The 1,387-nt window shown below is 71.6% G+C and carries 2 protein-coding genes and 1 pseudogene; all 3 read left to right on the top strand.

From position 1 onward, the window contains the following. Positions 1-182 (top strand): annotated as a pseudogene (locus AAH979_RS42960) (chromate resistance protein); the annotation flags it as partial. Further along, complete coding sequence (locus AAH979_RS42955) at positions 179-610, top strand: chromate resistance protein ChrB domain-containing protein (RefSeq protein WP_346263864.1); 432 nt, start codon at positions 179-181, stop codon at positions 608-610. The pseudogene AAH979_RS42960 and the gene AAH979_RS42955, both read left to right, overlap by 4 nt. A gap of 107 nt (positions 611-717) precedes the next feature. Beyond that, on the top strand, positions 718-1,387 hold a 670-nt coding region (locus AAH979_RS42950), incomplete at its 3' end, for a chromate transporter (protein WP_346263863.1).

The raw sequence follows: 1,387 nt of genomic DNA, 5'->3' as shown, positions 1-1,387 counted from the left end.
ACGCCTCGGCGCAGCTGACCGCTCCGGCACGGGCCGCCGCCGTACGTCGGCTGCGTGCAGAGCTGCGGCGTGTTCACCGTCGGGACTTCTTTCCGCCCCCTGAGCGCGAGGTCGCCCAGCAGGCGCTCGCCAACCTGGCGAGCGAGCCCGTCACTGATCCGGTGCGTGGGGGTGCGTCGTGAGGTGGGCGACCCGGGCCGGGGTGCACATCGACCGGGCCGCCTGCGGGTGGCTGATCCGCCGGCACGTCGACCCGGACGCCGAGTTCGTCTTCGTCGCCGATCCCGCCGAGGTGCCGTCCGACGCGACGCCGTTCGACATGCGCGGGGTGGACCTGTCGCACCACGGGTCGGACTGCACGTTCGAGACGATCCTGCGTCGCTACGAGCTGGCTGATCCGGTGCTGTGGCGGGTCGCGGAGATCGTGCACGAGGCCGACATCGACGACGGGCGGTACGACGCGCCGGAGGCGGCCGGCCTAGACGTCGCACTGCGTGGCCTGTCCATGGTCTGTGACGACGCCCGGGTGCTGGAGCTGACCGGGCCGTTGTTCGACGGCCGGTACGAGTACCACCGCCGCGCCCTGCTGCTGGGGCGCACCCCCGCATAGCCTGCCGCACTCTGGGTACCGCGCGCGGCTCACCCGGTCGTGCGCGTACTGAGCCCTGCCCTGCTTGTCGTATTCGACCAGCCGATCCGATTAGTGGAGGTCTCGCCGTGACGACTACCGAGCCCCCGGCCACCCGTGACGTCGTGCCCTTCGGCCAGGCCGTGAAGGCGTGGTTCGCGATCTCACTGCAGACGTTCGGCGGGCCGGCCGGGCAGATAGCCGTGATGCAGCGGCACCTGGTCGATGAGCGCCGCTGGATCGGCCAGGCGCGTTTCCTGCACGCGCTCAACTACTGCATGCTCCTACCCGGACCAGAAGCCCAGCAGCTCGCGATCTACGTCGGCTGGCTGCTCAACGGCATCCGGGGCGGTCTGGTCGCCGGGACCCTGTTCGTACTCCCCGGGCTGGTCGCACTGCTGGCCCTGTCGGCGATCTACGTCGGCTACGGCGACACCCGCACCGTGACCGCCGTGTTCGCCGGTCTCGCCCCGGCCGTGGTCGCGATCGTCGCCCAGGCGGTGTGGCGGGTCGGCAGCCGCGCCCTCACCAACAAGCTGCTGATCGGGTTCGTGATCGCCGCGTTCGTCGCCCTCGCCGCGTTCGGCGTGCCGTTCCCGGTCGTCATTGCCGTCGCCGCCCTGGCTGGCTGGGCCGTGCACCGCTGGCGCCCTCACCTCCTCACCACCGGCGGGCACAGCGGCAACGGCAACGATGGACCGGCGCCGTTGATCCCGGACAACGCCCTGCACCACGACAGCCCGTCCGCACGGCGGGCCA

The organism is Plantactinospora sp. ZYX-F-223, from assembly GCF_039649625.1.
Lineage (GTDB): Bacteria > Actinomycetota > Actinomycetes > Mycobacteriales > Micromonosporaceae > Plantactinospora.
This window is presented reverse-complemented; position numbering and strand designations above follow the sequence as displayed.